The 17638-nt window shown below is 69.4% G+C and carries 18 protein-coding genes; 16 read left to right on the top strand and 2 right to left on the bottom strand.

Annotated elements, in window-relative coordinates; genetic code table 11:
* The first annotated feature begins 115 nt into the window (after positions 1-115).
* The 7 genes from RF637_RS09505 to dapF all read left to right on the top strand — a co-directional run bounded on the left by RF637_RS09505 (position 116) and on the right by dapF (position 6476).
* Positions 116-541, top strand: a complete 426-nt coding sequence (locus RF637_RS09505; RefSeq protein ID WP_064845953.1) for a helix-turn-helix domain-containing protein — start codon at positions 116-118, stop codon at positions 539-541.
* Positions 542-711: 170 nt separating this feature from the next.
* Positions 712-933, top strand: a complete 222-nt coding sequence (locus tag RF637_RS09500) for a DUF3046 domain-containing protein (RefSeq protein ID WP_035963868.1) — start codon at positions 712-714, stop codon at positions 931-933.
* 167 nt (positions 934-1100) lie between these two features.
* Entirely contained in the window at positions 1101-2246 is a 1146-nt protein-coding gene (gene recA / locus RF637_RS09495; RefSeq protein ID WP_368844701.1) for a recombinase RecA, read from the top strand.
* Between the two features lie 17 nt (positions 2247-2263).
* Positions 2264-3013: a regulatory protein RecX gene (locus tag RF637_RS09490; RefSeq protein ID WP_167318650.1), complete on the top strand. Its 750-nt coding sequence runs from the start codon at positions 2264-2266 to the stop codon at positions 3011-3013.
* Between the two features lie 74 nt (positions 3014-3087).
* Positions 3088-4590 (top strand): tRNA (N6-isopentenyl adenosine(37)-C2)-methylthiotransferase MiaB, encoded by a 1503-nt coding sequence (gene miaB / locus RF637_RS09485; RefSeq protein WP_368844725.1) that lies wholly within the window; start codon positions 3088-3090, stop codon positions 4588-4590.
* Between the two features lie 7 nt (positions 4591-4597).
* Positions 4598-5539, top strand: coding sequence for a tRNA (adenosine(37)-N6)-dimethylallyltransferase MiaA (gene miaA, locus RF637_RS09480; protein WP_368844700.1), 942 nt, complete (start codon positions 4598-4600; stop codon positions 5537-5539).
* Entirely contained in the window at positions 5532-6476 is a 945-nt protein-coding gene (gene dapF, locus RF637_RS09475; protein WP_260849419.1) for a diaminopimelate epimerase, read from the top strand. Before miaA ends, dapF begins: the two co-directional genes overlap by 8 nt.
* A 208-nt stretch (positions 6477-6684) precedes the next feature.
* Here the strand turns inward: dapF and RF637_RS09470 are convergent, their stop codons facing one another.
* On the bottom strand, positions 6685-7302 hold the full coding sequence (locus RF637_RS09470) for a class I SAM-dependent methyltransferase (protein ID WP_144932636.1): 618 nt from the start codon (positions 7300-7302) through the stop codon (positions 6685-6687).
* Between the two features lie 86 nt (positions 7303-7388).
* On the opposite strand from RF637_RS09470, the gene hflX reads away from it, so the two are divergent.
* Together hflX and RF637_RS09460 are read left to right on the top strand one after the other, a co-directional pair.
* Entirely contained in the window at positions 7389-9092 is a 1704-nt protein-coding gene (gene hflX / locus RF637_RS09465) for a GTPase HflX (protein WP_368844699.1), read from the top strand.
* Positions 9089-11143: an ATP-dependent DNA helicase gene (locus RF637_RS09460; protein WP_368844698.1), complete on the top strand. Its 2055-nt coding sequence runs from the start codon at positions 9089-9091 to the stop codon at positions 11141-11143. Before hflX ends, RF637_RS09460 begins: the two co-directional genes overlap by 4 nt.
* A gap of 237 nt (positions 11144-11380) precedes the next feature.
* Here RF637_RS09460 and lexA read toward each other — a convergent pair whose 3' ends face one another.
* A complete protein-coding gene (gene lexA, locus RF637_RS09455; protein ID WP_085106694.1) occupies positions 11381-12154 on the bottom strand; it encodes a transcriptional repressor LexA in 774 nt (257 codons plus the stop codon).
* A 280-nt stretch (positions 12155-12434) separates the two neighbouring features.
* Between lexA and RF637_RS09450 the strand changes: the two genes are divergently transcribed.
* From RF637_RS09450 to RF637_RS09420, 7 genes are all read left to right on the top strand, one after another.
* Positions 12435-12866 (top strand): LysM peptidoglycan-binding domain-containing protein, encoded by a 432-nt coding sequence (locus tag RF637_RS09450; protein WP_144932640.1) that lies wholly within the window; start codon positions 12435-12437, stop codon positions 12864-12866.
* 151 nt (positions 12867-13017) lie between these two features.
* A complete protein-coding gene (locus RF637_RS09445) occupies positions 13018-14121 on the top strand; it encodes a histidinol-phosphate transaminase (protein ID WP_085106696.1) in 1104 nt (367 codons plus the stop codon).
* Between the two features lie 156 nt (positions 14122-14277).
* Positions 14278-14895: an imidazoleglycerol-phosphate dehydratase HisB gene (hisB, locus tag RF637_RS09440; protein WP_144932642.1), complete on the top strand. Its 618-nt coding sequence runs from the start codon at positions 14278-14280 to the stop codon at positions 14893-14895.
* Positions 14896-14912: 17 nt separating this feature from the next.
* The gene (gene hisH, locus RF637_RS09435) at positions 14913-15608 is read left to right on the top strand and encodes an imidazole glycerol phosphate synthase subunit HisH (RefSeq protein ID WP_144932644.1); all 696 of its coding nucleotides are present in this window, start codon (positions 14913-14915) and stop codon (positions 15606-15608) included.
* Positions 15605-15766 (top strand): hypothetical protein, encoded by a 162-nt coding sequence (locus tag RF637_RS09430; protein ID WP_165489804.1) that lies wholly within the window; start codon positions 15605-15607, stop codon positions 15764-15766. The genes hisH and RF637_RS09430 overlap by 4 nt, the downstream gene beginning before the upstream one ends.
* Positions 15767-15873: 107 nt before the next feature.
* Positions 15874-16623, top strand: a complete 750-nt coding sequence (gene priA, locus RF637_RS09425) for a bifunctional 1-(5-phosphoribosyl)-5-((5-phosphoribosylamino)methylideneamino)imidazole-4-carboxamide isomerase/phosphoribosylanthranilate isomerase PriA (protein ID WP_085106698.1) — start codon at positions 15874-15876, stop codon at positions 16621-16623.
* Complete coding sequence (locus tag RF637_RS09420) at positions 16616-17545, top strand: SseB family protein (RefSeq protein ID WP_368844697.1); 930 nt, start codon at positions 16616-16618, stop codon at positions 17543-17545. The genes priA and RF637_RS09420 overlap by 8 nt, the downstream gene beginning before the upstream one ends.
* Positions 17546-17638 lie beyond the last annotated feature (93 nt).

The raw sequence follows: 17638 nt of genomic DNA, 5'->3' as shown, positions 1-17638 counted from the left end.
CGTAAGCCCGTTATGGATATCAGAGGTTGAGCCCGATGGGCTCAAGAGGCCTCGACCACTGCGTCGTCAGCGATGCAGAAGGCCCCGTCAATTCGTACGAGGAGAAGCAATTCACATGACGAAGCAACCCGTGTCTGTCAATGGTGTTGTCCGTTGGAAGGACGTGGGTGTGTCCGATGAAGCTCACGGGAAAACCAATGATGTCAAGGTCGGTGTCCTGCGTCAGGAGATAGGCGAGGTGCTGCGCAACGTCCGCCAGCGTCAGGGCCGGACCCTGCGCGAGGTCTCGCACAGTGCCCGCGTCTCGCTGGGGTACCTGAGCGAGGTGGAGCGAGGACAGAAGGAAGCCTCCTCCGAATTGCTCGCGTCCATCTGTGCGGCACTGGACATCCCCATGTCCCAGATGCTGCGCGAGGTCGCGGACCGTCTCGCCTACGCCGAGGGCACGTTCATCCCTGATACCGTGCCGTCCGAGCTCACGGAGGAGTTCACGCGGGAGATGCGTCAGTTGCGCGGTGGCACCGCCGCCGGCGCGCACTGAGTCAGACCCCGCTCGCTGCGGCCGAACCGGCCGCGGTGCACCAGACCAACGAACGGACCCGCCCGGTGGGCGGGTCCGTTGCTCATCGCAGCACCGCGGGGTCCGCACAGCGTGGAGAGTTAGCGGATCTATGCAGCGTCGATACCGTCGATACCGAGGAGAAGTCGTTCATGCGAGTCAGTGCGTTCTGGGACCTGATGTCCCACGAATTCGGGGCGGCGTACAGCCGGGTTCTCGCTCGGGATCTGGTTTTGACCGAGTTGGGTGAGCGCACGGCCGCGGAGGCCCTCGAGTCCGGGACGGACCCCAAGACGGTGTGGTTCGCGGTGTGCCGCGCCCAGGAGATCCCCGAGTCGCGGTGGTGGGGTCCGGATCAACCGCCCCGGCGCTGAGTTCGCCGTGGGCGGCGTGCGCCACGCCGTCTTCGAAGGTATATTCGAATCAGCTCACGCGCGCTCCACAACCCGTCCGGTCGCTTATGGCTGTCGGACCCCCTTTGTACCGTGGAACGCGAAGACATCGACAGGGCCGCCCCGGCCCCCGAGAACCGAGGTGAAACATGGCAGCCAAGTCCAAGGGCGCACCGGCACCCTCTCAGGTGGCCGGATCCGATCGTCAGAAGGCACTGGACACCGTCCTGTCCCAGATCGACAAGAACTACGGCAAGGGATCGGTCATGCGGCTGGGGGATCGCCCCGCCAACAAGACCGAGACCATCCCCACCGGTTCCATCGCGCTGGACGTCGCACTGGGTATCGGCGGGTTCCCCCGCGGCCGTGTCGTGGAGATCTACGGCCCGGAATCCTCGGGTAAGACCACCGTGGCCCTGCACGCCGTGGCCAGCGTCCAGAAGGCCGGCGGGATCGCCGCCTTCATCGACGCCGAGCACGCGCTGGACCCGGTCTACGCCGAGAAGCTCGGTGTGGACACGGACAACCTGCTGGTGTCCCAGCCGGACACCGGTGAGCAGGCGCTCGAGATCATGGACATGCTCGTGGGTTCGGGCTCCATCGACATCATCGTGATCGACTCCGTGGCGGCCCTCGTGCCCAAGGCGGAGATCGAGGGCGAAATGGGCGACAGCCACGTGGGTCTGCAAGCCCGGTTGATGTCCCAGGCTCTGCGTAAGATCACGGGTCGGTTGTCCCACACCAACACCACCGCGATCTTCATCAACCAGCTGCGCGAGAAGATCGGCGTGTTCTTCGGCTCCCCGGAGACCACCACGGGTGGTAAGGCGCTGAAGTTCTACGCCTCCGTACGCGTGGACGTCCGCCGGATCGAGACCCTCAAGGACGGTGCGAACCCCGTGGGTAACCGCACCCGCGCCAAGATCGTCAAGAACAAGATGGCCCCGCCCTTCAAGCAGGCCGAGTTCGACATCCTCTACGGTCAGGGCATCTCCATCGAGGGCGGCCTGATCGACATGGGCGTGGAACACGGCATCGTGAAGAAGTCCGGTGCGTGGTTCACCTACGAGGGGGACCAGCTCGGCCAGGGCAAGGAGAACTCGCGCCGCTTCCTCAAGGACAACCCAGAACTCGCCCAGGAGATCGAACGCAAGATCCTGGTCAAGCTCGGGATCAGCGAGGACCCGGACCAGGCCTCCCAGGACACGGAGGGGTTCGGCGACGATCCCCAGGACCTGGATCCGGATGCCCCGTTCGCACCGGCCAAGGACGAGACCGAACTTCCGGCATTCTGAGCTGACGCCGTCCCTTCATGACTGAGTCCGAACGCTATAGCTCCCGGCGCCGCCGGGCCTCCGATTCCCATTGGGGCCCGGCGGCGCCGCCCGCGTCCGCGGAGTCACCGGGTGAGGCGGAGGCCGATCCCCGCGAGGTCGCCCGCGCGATCGTCCTGCGCCAGTTGAGCGCATCGGCCAAGTCGCGGCGCCAGCTCGAGGACAAACTCGCGGACCGCAACGTCCCCGAGGACGTCGCCCGGGAGGTGCTCGACCGGTTCGAGGAAGTGAACCTCGTGGACGACCGGGCCTACGCGGGGATGTTCGTCAGGTCCCGCGCCGAGACCCGCCGGTTGTCCCGCTCGGCTCTGCGCCGGGAACTCGCGCAGCGCGGGATCACGGGTGAGATCGCGGACGAGGCCCTTGAACAGCGTTCCGACCACGACGAACTGCGGGACGCCCACGTCCTCGTGCGCAAGAAGTTGCCCGCCTCCTTGGACCCGTCGGACCGCAAGGAACGCGACCGGCTGACCCGCAGGCTCGTGAGCATGCTCGGACGCAAGGGGTATCCGCCGGGACTCGCGTTCGCCGTGGTCAAGGAGGAGCTGGGCGCGCTGGAGTCCTCGGCGGAGGAGTTCGAATCGGAGGAGTTCGCCGGTGACGAGTTCTCCGCAGACGGGTTCCCGGGAGACGGGTCCTCGGGAGATGAGTACGCCGCGGGCGGGTCCACAGTGGGCGGGCGCGATCGGCCGGATCCGGACGGCGCCCATGTGTGGGACACGCCCTGATCGGTGCCCCTTTGGCCGTGGACGGCCGAGTTCCAGCAATTTGACCGCGTCCCTAAAATGGTGAGGTGACTCAGATGCCCCATGCCGTGCAGGAACCCGTGATCGCCACCGATGCACCCGCCTACGAAGTGCGCACTCTCGGATGCCAGATGAACGCCCACGACTCCGAGCGCATCACGGGACTGCTCGAGAGCGCCGGATACGTTCCCGCGGTGAACCGTGATCCGGACCTGGTCGTGTTCAACACGTGTGCCGTCCGAGAGAACGCGGACAACAAGCTGTACGGCCAGCTGGGTCAGCTGGCCCCTGTCAAGCGGCGCAACGAACGGTTGCAGATCGCGGTGGGCGGCTGCCTCGCCCAGAAGGACCGCGCCACCATCGTCGATAAGGCCCCGTGGGTGGACGTGGTCTTCGGGACCCACAACATCGGGTCCCTGCCGGTCCTGCTGGAACGCGCCCGGCACAACGAGCAGGCCCAGGTGGAAATCCTGGAAGCCCTCGAGACGTTCCCGTCAGCACTGCCGACCAAGCGGGAACAGGCCTACGCGGGGTGGGTGTCCATCTCGGTGGGGTGCAACAACACGTGCACGTTCTGCATCGTCCCCCAGCTGCGCGGCAAGGAGAAGGACCGCCGTCCCGGGGACATCCTCGCCGAAGTCCAGGCGCTCGTGGACTCCGGTGCGGTGGAAGTGACCCTGCTGGGGCAGAACGTGAACTCGTACGGCGTGGAGTTCGGTGACCGCGGGGCGTTCGCCAAACTGCTGCGCGCCTGCGGGGACATCCAGGGGTTGGAGCGGGTGCGCTTCACGAGTCCGCACCCCGCGGCCTTCACGGACGACGTGATCGATGCCATGGCGGAGACCCCCAACGTGATGCCTCAGTTGCACATGCCGCTGCAGTCCGGTTCGGACCGGATCCTCAAGGACATGCGGCGCTCGTACCGTTCCAAGAAGTTCCTGGGCATCCTGGACCGGGTGCGTGAGCGGATCCCGCACGCCGCGATCACCACCGACATCATCGTGGGCTTCCCAGGGGAGACCGAGCAGGACTTCCAGGACACCCTGGACGTTGTGGAGGCCTCCCGGTTCTCCTCCGCGTTCACGTTCCAGTACTCGGTGCGCCCGGGCACTCCCGCCGGGGAGATGGCGAACCAGGTCCCGGCCCCCGTGGTGCAGGAACGCTTCGAACGGTTGACCGCCCTGCAGGACCGGATCAGCGCGGAAATGAACTGCGAGCTCGTGGGTACGCGCACCGAGGTGCTGGTCAGCGCCCAGTCGGGGCGCAAGTCCGACGCCACTCATCGACTCAGCGGGCGTGGTCCGGACCAGCGGCTCGTGCACTTCAGCGTCCCGGACGGGGCCGAACAGCCGCGTCCGGGTGACTTCGTCACGGTTCCGGTCACCGGGGCCGCCACGTACCACCTGCTCGCGGACCCGCGGGACGCGAGCGAGTACAGCGTGCGGCGCTCCCGCGGCGGGGACGCGTGGGAGGCCGCCCAGGCGGAATCGTGCGGAGCGCCGTCGTCGGGCAGGCCCGCCGCCGTGGGCCTGGGTATGCCGTCGCTGCGGAAGCCCTGAGCGCGGTATGACCCGGGGGACGCAGCGCCCGGTCGTGGCCGTCGTGGGACCCACGGGGACCGGGAAGTCGGACCTCGGGATCGCGATCGCCCGGCGCGTGGGCGGGGAGATCGTCAACGCGGACGCCCTGCAGTTCTACCGGGGCATGGACATCGGGACCGCCAAGCTGACCCGGGAGGAACGCGGGGGAGTACCGCACCACCTGCTCGACATCCTGGACCTGCACGAGGAAGCGTCGGTCGCCGCGTTCCAGACCCGCGCCCGCACCGTCATCACGGAGATCGAAGAGCGCGGCAACGTGCCCGTCCTCGTGGGCGGATCGGGCCTGTACGTGCGCGCGGTGCTCGACGACATCGAATTCCCCGGAACCGATCCGCAGCTGCGAGCGCGGATCGAGGACGAGCTGCGTGAGCACGGGCGCGCCCGCATGCTGCAGCGTCTCGCGGACGTAGATCCCGAATCGGCGGCCGCGGTCAAGGACGACCGCAGACTGGTGCGGGCGCTCGAGGTGCATCGGCTGACCGGGCGGCCCTTCACGTCGTTCATGCCCGAGCGCCGGTACGTGCGGCCCACGGTGCAGATCGGTCTCGCCATGGAGCGGGATGTACTCAACGAGCGGGTGGCCCGCCGCGTGGACACCATGCTCGAGCGGGGCTGGCTGGATGAGGTACGAACGCTCGAGGCCCGGGGGCTGCGCGAAAGTCCCACCGCGGGCAAGGCCCTGGGCTACCCCCAGCTGCTCGCGGTGCTCGACGGCACCAGTACACTCGAGCGCGCCCGGGACGAGACCGTGACCGCCACCCGCAGGTTCGTGAAGCGCCAGCGCACGTGGTTCCGGGCGGATCCTCGCGTGCACTGGTTGCGCGCGGACGACCCCGCGGGACCGTCCGCGTTGACGGAGCGGGCAATGGACGTCGTACGGGCTCAGTATGATGGCGGCGATGACTGACACGACCGAGGGGACGGTAGGCAGCGTGAACTGGCAGGAACTGGCGGGCGTGCGCGTGACCAAGGCGCACGGCACGGGCAACGACTTCGTGGTCTTCACGGACCGGGACGGCACCCTGGACGTCTCACCGGACACGGTCGCGGCGGTGTGCGACCGGCACCTCGGACTGGGCGGTGACGGCCTGATCCGCGCCGTGCGCACCGAACACGTGGCCGATGCCGGCGACCTCGCCGAAGCGCACCCGGACGTCGAGTGGTTCATGGACTACCGCAACGGGGATGGTTCCGTGGCGCAGATGTGCGGTAACGGGGTGCGGGTGTTCGTGGACCACCTCGTGCGTGAGGGCCTCGTGAGCCTCCCGCGCGGTTCCCAACTGCGCATCGGCACGCGCGCGGGGATCCGCACCGTGGCGCGCACGTCCGACGGCTACGCCGTGGACATGGGCCCGTGGAGCTTCGAGGACGGGGACGCCGCTCGCGAGCGCGGTTCCGACTGCATCGTGAACGCGGAGGGGCTCACGGTCCCGCGCCCGGGGGTGTCCATCAGCATGGGCAATCCCCACACGGTCGTGGCCCTGTCCGAGGGCGAGAAGTTGGACGGGCTGGACCTGCACACCGCGCCCGTCGTGGAACCCACCCCGCCCGAGGGGACCAACGTGGAGTTCGTGGTGCCCTCGGACGACGGCGATTCCGAACTCGGTCGCCTCGAGATGCGCGTCCACGAGCGAGGTGTGGGCGAGACGCACTCGTGCGGCACCGGTGCGTGCGCGGCCGCGGCGGCCACCCGGTTCTGGGGCGGCCCCGACTCCCCGGACCGCTGGTTCGTGCGGGTCCCCGGGGGCGTGCTGTCCGTGACGTTCGTACCCGCTCCGGACGGCACCGAGCACGTGGTCCTCGCGGGTCCGGTGCGCGTGGTCGCCACGGCCGAGCTCGTCTGAGTCGGTCGCGTCCGTCCCCGGGGTGGGCTGAGCCGGGAGGGACTCGCCGCGCGGCCCTGTTGCATGCATCGGCCGACGACGACGCTGCGCGCCGGCTCCCGGAGCGGCACCCTTGGCTCCTGTTTTCGACCCAACGCCCGGGGGTATAGGTTCCAACGCCGTACACGCGACCCCGGTTCCCGGCCCGGCATGCGTGCCTCCGCGCGCCTCAGGCGCGCTGGACGGTGATGACGCGGAAGCCCTTGTCGGTTGCGGCCCGGTCCACGCAATACCCCTCACCCAGGGTGGCCGCGAGCCAGCGCTGCAGTGAGTCCCCACCCAGGTTCTTCTGTACCACGAGCCACGCCGTACCACCGGGCGCGAGGCGGGGGAGCCACATCATGAGGATGTCGTGCAGTTCCTGCTTCCCCACGCGGATCGGCGGGTTGGACCAGATGGTGTCGAACGTACGATCCGCGGGTACGTCTTCGGGCCGATGGGTCTCCACGCCCGTGAGACCCAGCTCCCGCGCGTTCGCCGCAGTCAGCCGCAGGCTGCGTTCGTTGATGTCCACCGCGGTGACCGTGGCACTCGGTGCAGCGAGCGCGAGGGCCAGGGTGATCGGCCCCCACCCGCACCCGATGTCGAGCAGGTTCCGCCCGTGCGGATCGGGCACGTTGCGCAGCAGCGCGGCGGTTCCCTTGTCCAGGTCCGAGGGGGAGAAGACCCCCGCTGCCGTCCCCACGTCCACGGTGCGGCCCCGCAGCTCCACGGTGATCCGCCGCGGTTTCTCCGCGACGGACGGGTCGGACACGAAGTAATGCTGGGCGGGATTCTCGGGGGCCATGGCTCCACATGCTAGTGCCCCCGCCCGTCGTGTCAGTGCCCGGCGCTAGACTTGGTCAACCGTCTCCAGCCATAGATCAAGGAAATATGACGCAATCTCACCAGCACCAGAATCCCGCTCCGAAGCAGCCCGGACACTCCGCGGAACTGACCGGACCGGAACTGGAGGACGTCGTCTCGCGTGTCCTGGCCCGTGCGCGCACACGCTCCGAACCCACCCACGTCCACGACGCCGGTCAGGACGTCTTCGACGATGAACGGGGCGTCCACGGCGCCCGCGACCACGACGCGTCGTATGCCGCGGGTGGCGGACACGATTACCTGGGCCGCGCCCGTGAGCTCGCGGACGAGGACCACGTCCACGTCGAATCCGACGGCGATCAGCAGGACCTCGCCGAGCGTCACGCGCTGCGCCGTGTCGCCGGACTGTCCACCGAGCTCGAGGACGTCACCGAGGTCGAGTACCGGCAGCTGCGGCTCGAGCGCGTCGTCCTGGCGGGTCTGTTCTCGAGCGGGACCCTGGCCGATGCGGAGAACTCGCTGCGTGAGCTCGCGGCGCTCGCGGAGACCGCCGGTTCCGAGGTCATGGACGGTCTGCTGCAGCGGCGCGTGACCCCGGACCCCGGCACGTACCTCGGCTCGGGCAAGGCCCTGGAACTCAAGGACGTGGTGGCCGCGACCGGTGCGGACACCGTCATCGTGGATGCCGAGCTCGCGCCGTCGCAGCGTCGTGCTCTCGAGGACGTCGTGAAGGTCAAGGTCATCGACCGCACGGGTCTCATCCTGGACATCTTCGCCCAGCACGCCAAGTCCAAGGAGGGCAAGGCGCAGGTGGAGCTGGCGCAGCTCGAATACATGCTCCCGCGTCTGCGTGGTTGGGGTGAGTCGCTGTCCCGGCAGGCCGGTGGCCGTGCGGCCTCGGGTGAGGGCATCGGTAGCCGTGGTCCCGGTGAGACCAAGATCGAACTGGACCGGCGCCGGATCCGCCAGCGCATGGCCAAGTTGCGTCGGGAGATCGCGGCCATGAAGCCGGCGCGTGAGACCAAGCGACTCAACCGCAAGCGTCATTCCGTGCCCTCGGTCGCGATCGCGGGGTACACCAACGCGGGTAAGTCGTCCCTGCTCAACAGGTTGACGGATGCCGGGGTCCTCGTGGAGAACGCGCTGTTCGCCACGCTGGATCCCACGGTGCGCAAGGCCGAGACCCCGGACGGGATCGGCTACACGCTCGCGGACACCGTGGGCTTCGTGCGCTCGCTGCCCACCCAGTTGGTCGAGGCGTTCCGCTCCACCCTGGAAGAGGTCGCGGACGCAGACGTCATCGTGCACGTGGTGGATGCCTCCCACCCGGATCCGGAGGGTCAGCTCAAGGCCGTGCGGGACGTCCTCACGGACGTGGGGGCCAATGACATCCCGGAGATCGTGGCCCTGAACAAGGCCGACATCGCGGATCCCGTGGTGCTGGGTCGTTTGCGCAATCACGAGCACCCGTCGGTGGCCGTCTCGGCGCGCACGGGAGAGGGCATCGAGGAATTGCAGCGGTTGATCTCCTCCGCCATTCCGCGCCCAGACCACGACATGGAACTGCTCGTGCCCTACGTTCACGGCGAGGTGGTCTCCCGGCTGCACGCCCAGGACGCCGAGATCCTGCGCACGGAACACACTCCCGAGGGTACGCGGTTGCGTGTGCGCGTTCGCGAGGAACTCGTGGGAGAACTCGAGCCCTACCGCGTGGCGGAGCCCGGGAGCCCGGCCGCCGCGCCCACCGCGGAGGATCCCGCCGGAGCATGAGCGCATCGTTCGTCGACGAAGCGGGGCACGACCTCTCGGACGTCCGCCCCGAAACGCTGCCCGGCGCGGTGGACACGCTCGAGCTCCTCGACTCCGCCGTGACCGCGCTGGGCGGGCAGCGCCGGGAGGGGCAGCGGTTCATGGCGGCCAAGGTCGCCGAGGCCCTCGAGACCGGCCGGCATCTGTTGGTCCAGGCAGGGACAGGAACGGGTAAGTCACTCGCGTACCTCGTCCCGGCCCTGCGCCACGCCCGCACCGCGGACAAGCCCGTGGTCGTGGCCACGGCCACGCTGGCCCTGCAGTCCCAGATCACGGGCCGGGACGTTCCCCGCTTGCTCGACGCGCTCGAGGACGAACTGGACGACCGCCCCGTCGTCGCGCTGCTCAAGGGCCGCTCCAACTACGCGTGCCTGCACAAGGTCGAGGGCGGCTACCCGGACGACGACGGCGCCCTGTTCGACGTCCCCGGTTCGGGACCCGCCGCAGGGGGCGCGGATCGCCCCCTCGGTGGCTTGGCCCAGCAGGTGCTGCGGTTGCGGGAATGGGTCGAGACCACCGAGACCGGGGACCGGGACGACGTCCAGCCGGGTGTCACGGACGCCGCGTGGCGGCAGGTCTCCGTGACCGCCAAGGAGTGCCTGGGGCGCAAGTGCCCCCTCGTGGAGGAGTGCTTCGCCGAGCGCGCCCGGGCCGAGGCCGGCGAGGCGGACGTGGTGATCACCAACCACGCGCTGCTCGCGATCAACGCGTTCGAGGGGCTCGCGGTCCTGCCCGAGCACGACGTCGTGATCGTTGACGAGGCCCATGAGCTGCGGGACCGGGTCACGGGTGCCGTGACCGCGTCGCTGTCCGCCGCCGCGGTACGAGCGGCGGCCACGGCCGTGCGCAAGCACACCGCGGCGTCGAGCGATGCACTCGAGAAGGCCGCGCAGGCCTTCGATCTCGCCTTCGATCCCGACCCGTCCGGACTGTTGCCGCGAGGCTTCACCGAGGAGCAGGTCTACGCGGTCGGTGGCGTTCAGGATGCCGCGCGCACGGGGCTCAGTGACACCAAGGGCGATTCCAAGGGCGAGGACGCGGCACGTCACGCGGCCCGCTCACGGTTGTCCGAGCTGCTGGACACCGCCGAGCGCATGCTGTCGGCGGACACCGCCCATGACGTCCTGTGGATTTCCCGCGTGGGTCGCTGGTCGCCCACCGAGGGATACGTGGGAGCGTCCGAAGGGGAACCGGCGACCCTGAACATCGCGCCGCTCAGCGTCGCGGGGCCCCTGCGGGAGGCGTTGTTCGACGGGCGCACGGTCGTGCTGACCTCGGCGACCCTGGCCGTGGGGTCATCGTTCTCGTCCACGGCCGGCGCTCTCGGCCTGCAGGGCCCGGGGTCCCCCGCGTGGCGGGGCGTGGACGTGGGCAGTCCCTTCGACTACCGCCGCCAGGGCATCCTCTACGTGGCCAATCACCTCGCGAAACCCGGCCGTGGCGTCTCGGAGGAGCAACTCGAGGAACTGCTCGGGCTGCTCGAGGCCTCGGGCGGCGGCGCGCTCGGTCTGTTCTCGTCCCGCCGGGCCGCGGAGGACGCGGCGGAGGCGCTGCGCGATCGTACAGAGCTGCCCATCCTGTGCCAGGGGGACGCCTCCCTGCCGTCTCTGGTCAAGGAGTTCACCGACGATCCCTCAGCGAGCCTGTTCGGAACCATGAGCCTGTGGCAGGGAGTGGACGTGCCGGGGCAATCGTGCCGACTGGTCGTGATCGACCGGATCCCGTTCCCGCGCCCGGACGATCCCCTGGGCACCGCCCGCACACGCGCGGCCGAACGGGCAGGCGGCAACGGGTTCATGTCGGTCTCGGCCACCCACGCCGCGGTGCGCCTGGCGCAGGGCGCCGGCCGACTGATCCGTGCGAGCGGGGACAAGGGCGTCGTCGCCGTGCTGGACTCGCGGCTCGCCACGGCGCGCTACGGGTCCTTCCTGGCCCAGTCCCTCCCGCCGCTGTGGCCCACCACGGACCGCTCGACCGTTCTTGGGGCGTTAGAGCGATTGGCGCGCTCCTGAGCGTTCGACGTCGCTGTGCTCACGTCCGTGGTGCCGTCTAGGGAGACGCGCGTTGAGTGCCTCCGTGCTCCCCGCCGGATCATGCGTGGGTCGGCGCACGGTGTTACGGCGCGCGCCGCAGTCCTGTGAGCGCGGGCCCGTGGTCCGGAGCGCGAGCACGGGCGGTTCCGAGGCGGTGCACGCCGCCGGGTCCCGCGTGACGCGACGCGCGGTTCCCGGAACCGTTCGGAGGGCGAGCTACAGGGAGCGGAAGACCGAGACGACCTTTCCCATCACGGTCGCGTGATCACCCAGGATGGGTTCGTAGCGGGTGTTCTGGGGCAGCAGCCACGTGTGGCCGTCGCGCTGGCGGAAGGTCTTGACGGTCGCTTCGTCGTCCAGCAGGGCAGCCACGACGTCCCCGTTCTGCGCGGAGTTCTGTTGCCGCACCACGACCCAGTCGCCGTCGCAGATGGCTGCGTCGATCATGGAGTCCCCGGAGACCTTGAGCATGAACAACTGGCCGTGACCCACGAACTGCCGTGGCAGGGAGTAGACCTCCTCGACCGATTGTTCGGCGGTGATGGGGCCACCGGCGGCGATGCGCCCCACGAGCGGTACGGGGACCATGGCGTCGTCGTCATCCGCGGCGGGCAGGTCGCCCATGGTGTGCACCGCGGGGGACGCGGCGCCCGATGCGCGGGTCGCCAAGGACTCCACGGAACCCGCGGGCTCGTCGGCCGGCCCCAGGTGGCGGTCGAGTTCCTCCGCGCTCAACGGGCGCAGGACCTCCATGGCGCGGGGTCGGCGCGGATCCCGGCGCAGGTAGCCCCACTTCTCGAGCTGGCCGAGCTGATGGGTCACGCTGGACAGGGACGCCAGGCCCACGGTGTCACCGATCTCACGCATGGACGGCGGGTAGCCGCGCGTGGTGATGCAGCGCTGCACGGCACCGAGGATTCGTGCTTGTCGAGGGGTGAGCGTGCGCGGGCGTCGGTCGGACGCCTGCTGATTCGGGGAAGAAGTGCTCACGTGCGGGGTCCTTTCACCGTCCACGCTGTGCACACCCTGCGGTGGGCCGCGGAGGCCGCTTATGCGTGTCGGAGACGTGGGGTCAACTAACTCCTGTGTGACCTCGAGCTTAACCCGCGCGTGTCCCCGGGTTCAAATATGTGTTCGAAAAGGTCCTCGACAGCATTCGTACACCCGTGCTAGAACTGTGGGTACAGATTCGAAAATGTGTTCTAAATACGCTTCGCGTTCGAACACCGCCACCTTCGGGTGGATCCGGTCAGATCACCAGGAGGTAGCCATGACCGCTCTCACCTTGTCGCGATCCGTTCGTTCCGCCACGGCTGCGTCCTCCGCCGCCGTGCGCGCTCGTACGTCGGCCCGTGCCGCGTCCGTCCAGGCCGCCCCGCGCGCCGCTCACTCGCCGCTGCAGCTCACCCGCCGCGGCCGGTTCTTCCTGATCGGACTGCCCTTCGTCACGGGAGCGGCGGCCCTGTTGGTGGTCGCCGCCGTCTTCCTGCTGCCGCCCACGGTCAAGGCATCCACGGAACCGGCGGGGGCGCCCGTGACCCACGGTGTCACGGTGCAGGCGGACCAGACCCTGTGGGAGATCGCCGCCGTCGCGGACCCGCAGCGGGACACCCGCGAGGTCATGAACGACATCGCCGAGCTCAACGGTCTGACGTCCTCCACCCTGCACACCGGTCAGGTCCTGGAGGTCCCGTCCCGCTGACGGTGACCCGTCGGTGACGTGATCCGTCGGTGCCAAGTGAGCGACTCCTGGTGCGCCGACGAGCTCCGGGCGGTGTCACGACTGGTCCGGGAATCGACACACCGTGAGACGTCGTGTGACCGGATATGCGCCGAGTCCATAGACTGGTCTGGTGAATTCTCGTGATGATTCCCTCGAAGCCCTTCCGCTGCGCGACGACCTGCGGGGCCTGTCTCCCTACGGTGCTCCCCAGCTGGAAGTCCGTGTCGCACTGAACACCAACGAGAACACCCATCCGGTTCCCGAGCCCGTGGTTCGGGCCGTCACGCGGCGCGTCACCGATACCGCGGCGTCCCTGAACCGCTACCCGGACCGGGACTTCACCAATCTGCGGACCGCCCTAGCGTCCTATCTGGGTCACGAGCTGACCGAGGACAATCTGTGGGCCGCCAACGGGTCCAACGAGATCCTGCAGCAGATCCTGCAGGCCTTCGGTGGGCCGGAGCGCTCCGTGCTGAGCTTCGTCCCCACGTACTCGATGTACCCGTTGCTCGCCCTCGGGACCGGCACGCGGTTCATCGCCGGGGAGAGGGCCGCGGACTTCTCCCTGTCCGCGGAGTCGGCGGCTCGCCAGGTGGGCGAGCACGCCCCGAACATCGTGTTCCTGTGCTCGCCCAACAACCCCACCGGGACCGCGCTCGGACTGGACGTCGTCGAGGCCGTGTACGAGGCGGGGGAGGACCGCAACACCATCGTCGTCGTGGACGAGGCCTACGCCGAGTTCGCGCGTTTCGGAACCCCCTCGGCGCTAACCCTGCTTCCCGGCCGTCCCCGGCTCATCGTCACGCGCACCATGAGCAAGGCGTTCGCGTTAGCGGGTGCACGGCTCGGGTACTTCGCCGCGGACCGCTCCGTCGCGGACGCTATCCGCCTCGTGCGTTTGCCGTACCACCTGTCCTCGGTGACCCAGGCGACCGCACTAGCCGCACTCGAACACCACGAGACACTGCTCGGCACGGTCGAGGACATCAAACTGCAGCGCGACCGGATCGTGGACGAGCTCAAGCGACTGGGCCTGACCCCCGCCGAATCCGATTCCAACTTCGTGTTCTTCGAGTGCGGCGGGGATGCCCACGCCATGTGGCAGGGTCTGCTCGACCAGGGCGTCCTCGTGCGGGACGTGGGGATCCCCGGCCACCTACGGGTCACCGCCGGGACGGAAGCGGAGACCACCGCGTTCCTCGAGGCCGTGGAGTCCTACCTCGCCCGGTCCTGAGCCGGACCGTCCGGACCAAGATTCTGAGCCGGCCCGGCTCGTCTCGAACCGTGGGACCGGTCGGGCCGCGGCCCCATGGTCCCACCCCAGCCATCTAGACTGGACCCGCCCGCCGAGCCGTCGCCGGGCGCCGTCCCCGAGGAGATGTCGTCTTTCATGAGCGCAGTCGAGAACCACCGCACCGCCACGGTGGAACGCGTGACCAGTGAATCCACCGTGCGCGTGAGCCTGGACCTGGACGGGACGGGTACGTCCTCGATCGAGACCACGGTGCCGTTCTACAACCACATGCTCACGGCACTGTCCAAGCACTCCCTGATCGACCTGGACATCCAGGCCCACGGGGACACGGACATCGACGTCCACCACACGGTCGAGGACACAGCGATCGTCCTGGGTGATGCGCTGCGCCAGGGACTCGGGGACAAGCGGGGGATCCGCCGTTTCGGGCAGGCCACCGTGCCGCTCGACGAGGCACTCGCGTCCGCCGTGGTGGACGTGTCCGGGCGGCCCTACGTGGTGCACACGGGTGAACCGGAGGGCCAGCAATACCACTTGATCGGTGGTCACTTCACCGGGTCGATGACCCGCCACGTCTTCGAGTCCCTGGCCTACCACGCCCAGTTGTGCCTGCACGTGGAAGTGATCCGCGGCCGCGATCCGCACCACATCGCCGAGGCCCAGTTCAAGGCGCTTGCGCGGGCGTTACGCGAAGCCGTGGAGCCCGACGCCCGCATGGCCGGCGTGGTCCCGTCCACCAAGGGCGCACTGTGAACGGGGCGGAGCAGAACATGACGGAGGCGCCGAGCGTTGTCGTCCTGGACTACGGCGCGGGCAATGTGCGATCTGCCGTGCGCGCCCTCGAGGAGGCCGGCGCGCGGGTGGTGCTGAGCGCCGATCCGCGCGACGTCATGGACGCGGACGGTCTCGTGGTCCCGGGCGTGGGAGCCTTCGCGGCCGTCATGGAGGGATTGCGCGCGGTGGACGCCCCGCGGCTCATCGATCGCCGGTTGAGCGGTGGCCGTCCGGTGCTGGGGATCTGCGTGGGCCTACAGGTCATGTTCGACCGCGGCGTGGAACACGGTCACGAGTCCGAGGGACTGGCACAGTGGCCCGGGACCGTGGAACGCCTCGACGCTCCGGTGGTCCCGCACATGGGCTGGAATGAGGTGCGCCCGCCGGAGGGCTCGGTACTGTTCCGCGGCATTGAGGACGAGCGGTTCTACTTTGTGCACTCCTACGGGGTGCGGGAGTGGGAATTCGACCAGAGCATCGAGCACATGGCGCCCCCGGGCGTCACCTGGTCCGAGCACGGGACGCCCTTCGTGGCCGCCGTGGAGAACGGTCCGTTGAGCGCCACGCAGTTCCACCCCGAGAAGTCCTCCGCGGCGGGGATCGCCCTGCTGCGCAACTGGCTGTCCACGCTGCCGCGCACCGGACGCATGGCCGGGCGCATCCCCGCACCGGGTTCGGGGGTCCCGGCATGACCGCATCGGTGCTTCTGCTCGTGGCGGGGGCGTTCTTCGTGGGCGGGGCGATCTCCTTCCATCAGCAGCGCAAGCCGCTGTGGAGCGTGGTGTTGCTCGCGTTTGTGGCCCTCGTGTTGATCGGCTACGGGGGCTACTCGTGGTTCACGAGCGTGTGAACCGGGCGTAGTGCCGTCGTCAACGGGTACGGGGCGCGCGCCGCACCGGACAATCCAATCAACCACCGGACCACCACGGCGCCCGCGGGCGTCACGTGAGGAGAGACATGACCGAGACCACCGAACGCCGTTTGGAACTGCTGCCCGCGGTGGACGTACAAGGGGGCCAGGCCGTGCGCCTGGTCCAGGGGGAGGCCGGCTCCGAGACCGGCTACGGCGATCCGCTCGAGGCCGCCCTCGCGTGGCAGGACGCGGGCGCCGAATGGCTGCACCTCGTGGACCTCGACGCCGCTTTCGGTCGCGGTGACAACATCGAGGTCCTGCGCCGCGTGGCCGCGAACCTCGACCTCAGGATCGAGATGTCCGGCGGGATCCGGGACGACGAATCCCTCGAGCGCGTCCTGACCCTGGACCCCGCGCGCATTAACCTGGGCACGGCGGCGCTCGAGAACCCCGAGTGGACGCATCGCGTGATCGCCGAGCACGGGGACAGGATCGCCGTGGGTCTGGACGTGCGCGGCACCACGCTCGCCGCGCGCGGCTGGACCAAGGACGGCGGCGACCTGTGGGAGGTGCTGGAGCGCCTTGAGGCCGACGGCTGCGCGCGGTACGTGGTCACCGACGTGACCAAGGACGGCACGCTGCGCGGACCCAACACCGAGCTGCTGGCCGAGGTCGCCCGCCGCACGGACAAGCCCGTGGTGGCCTCGGGCGGAATTTCGTCTCTCGAGGACCTCGCCGCGCTGCGCGAGCTCGTCCCCGCCGGCATCGAGGGCGCGATCGTGGGCAAGGCGCTCTACGCCGGCAAGTTCACGCTGGCCGAAGCCCTGGACGTCGCCGGTCGCCCGAGTGCCTGAGCACCGCGCGGATCGCGGGCCCGGACGCGAAGCGCACCCGCCCTCCGGGCGCGGTGACCACGCCGTTTCCGGCCCCAGCGCACGCGTCCTTCCCGCGCACATCGCCGCTCAGCTGCGCTCGGCCGGTGGTCCCACAGACACCGGCGGTCAGTCGTGGGAGGGTCGCAATTTGGGGGAGGGTACGAGCCACACCCACCAGTTTCCCGACGACCCCGGCACCGCGGATCCGAATGTCGCCTGCGCACTTGACGCATGGCGCGCGGGGACAGTGGGCGAGGAGGAGGTCGTGGCCGCGCTCGCCGGGATCCGGGTGTTCGTGCCCATCGTGGCGCAGGTATCCCAGTCCCACATCACCGAGGACGGCCTGGTCTCCGACAAGGAAGCGGACATGGCCCTCGTGAGCTTGCAGGCCGCCGACGGCCGCAAAGCCCTGCCGGTGTTCACGTCCACCAGTGCACTGACCGCATGGAACGCCCGGGCCCGACCGGTCGCCGCGGACATCCGCCGCGCCGCGCTGTCCGCGGTGCAAGACGGCTCCGCGTTGCTTGTCGTGGATCCGGGGACGGATCCAGCCTTCGTGGTCCGGCGCCCCGCCCTGTGGGCCGTGGCGCAGGGACACGAGTGGACGCCGTCGTACCGGGATGTCGCGGTGGACGACGCCGTCACGCGCGCGGCACTCGGGCGCTCGGAGATCGTGGCGGCGCTCGCCGGCCCGGGTCGCGGTGTGAATGCCGCGCGGTCCGACGGCGCCACGTTACGCGGTGGGGGCGAGGGCCCGGAGCTCACGGTCACCCTGCAGCTGCGGGTGGGGCTGTCCGCCGACGAGGTGCAGGCAGCAGTGGGGCATTACCAGCAGCAGCTCGCGGCCCAGCCCGTCATGGCGGAGGCGGTGGATTCGATCGAGGTCCGGCTCACCGCGTGAGGTCACTGCATGAGATCACAGCGTGACGTCGCCGTCTGACGTCACTAAGAGGAACGCGGCGCACGACCACCGGTCGCGCGCCGCGTTCCTTAA

The organism is Kocuria sp. CPCC 204721 (assembly GCF_040980945.1).
GTDB classification, from domain to species: Bacteria; Actinomycetota; Actinomycetes; order Actinomycetales; family Micrococcaceae; genus Kocuria; species Kocuria marina.
The sequence above is the reverse complement of the archived record's forward strand: the minus strand, read 5'-3'. Positions and strand labels throughout refer to the sequence as shown.

What these genes read in the sequence shown, in the direction of transcription:
- hisB (WP_144932642.1), top strand. Translation starts at nt 14,278, where the DNA reads ATGAGCGCAGTCGAGAACCACCGCACCGCCACGGTGGAACGCGTGACC.
- RF637_RS09505 (WP_064845953.1), top strand. Translation starts at nt 116, where the DNA reads ATGACGAAGCAACCCGTGTCTGTCAATGGTGTTGTCCGTTGGAAGGAC.
- dapF (WP_260849419.1), top strand. Translation starts at nt 5,532, where the DNA reads ATGACTGACACGACCGAGGGGACGGTAGGCAGCGTGAACTGGCAGGAA.
- priA (WP_085106698.1), top strand. Translation starts at nt 15,874, where the DNA reads ATGACCGAGACCACCGAACGCCGTTTGGAACTGCTGCCCGCGGTGGAC.
- hisH (WP_144932644.1), top strand. Translation starts at nt 14,913, where the DNA reads ATGACGGAGGCGCCGAGCGTTGTCGTCCTGGACTACGGCGCGGGCAAT.
- RF637_RS09470 (WP_144932636.1), bottom strand. Translation starts at nt 7,302, where the DNA reads ATGGCCCCCGAGAATCCCGCCCAGCATTACTTCGTGTCCGACCCGTCC.
- RF637_RS09500 (WP_035963868.1), top strand. Translation starts at nt 712, where the DNA reads ATGCGAGTCAGTGCGTTCTGGGACCTGATGTCCCACGAATTCGGGGCG.
- miaB (WP_368844725.1), top strand. Translation starts at nt 3,088, where the DNA reads ATGCCCCATGCCGTGCAGGAACCCGTGATCGCCACCGATGCACCCGCC.
- RF637_RS09430 (WP_165489804.1), top strand. Translation starts at nt 15,605, where the DNA reads ATGACCGCATCGGTGCTTCTGCTCGTGGCGGGGGCGTTCTTCGTGGGC.
- RF637_RS09460 (WP_368844698.1), top strand. Translation starts at nt 9,089, where the DNA reads ATGAGCGCATCGTTCGTCGACGAAGCGGGGCACGACCTCTCGGACGTC.
- hflX (WP_368844699.1), top strand. Translation starts at nt 7,389, where the DNA reads ATGACGCAATCTCACCAGCACCAGAATCCCGCTCCGAAGCAGCCCGGA.
- miaA (WP_368844700.1), top strand. Translation starts at nt 4,598, where the DNA reads ATGACCCGGGGGACGCAGCGCCCGGTCGTGGCCGTCGTGGGACCCACG.
- RF637_RS09490 (WP_167318650.1), top strand. Translation starts at nt 2,264, where the DNA reads ATGACTGAGTCCGAACGCTATAGCTCCCGGCGCCGCCGGGCCTCCGAT.
- RF637_RS09450 (WP_144932640.1), top strand. Translation starts at nt 12,435, where the DNA reads ATGACCGCTCTCACCTTGTCGCGATCCGTTCGTTCCGCCACGGCTGCG.
- recA (WP_368844701.1), top strand. Translation starts at nt 1,101, where the DNA reads ATGGCAGCCAAGTCCAAGGGCGCACCGGCACCCTCTCAGGTGGCCGGA.